We start from the raw sequence: 218 nt of genomic DNA on the forward strand, positions 1-218 counted from the left end.
AGATCCAGAAACATCCCATGTACACGTTGTGTTGTTGAATGTTGCAGTTTGGTAACATTGAGTATCTGGTTCTGCAGGTTTTGTTCCCGTTAGATCCCAAGTACAAGTTGCGTTGTTGAATGTTGCAGTTTCATAGCATTCTGTTGTTGGTTCAGCCGGTTGTGTTCCTGTTACGTCCCAAGTACAAGTCGTGTTGTTGAAGGTTGCAGTTTCATAAC

The 218-nt window shown here is 42.7% G+C and carries 1 protein-coding gene; it reads right to left on the reverse strand.

The genetic code is table 11. The features are described from left to right. The coding region (locus CXF54_RS13035) for a hypothetical protein (RefSeq protein ID WP_157823465.1) at window positions 1–218 on the reverse strand (218 nt) is incomplete at both ends.

The organism is Olleya sp. 1-3 (assembly GCF_002836085.1).
Classification (GTDB): domain Bacteria; phylum Bacteroidota; class Bacteroidia; order Flavobacteriales; family Flavobacteriaceae; genus Olleya; species Olleya namhaensis.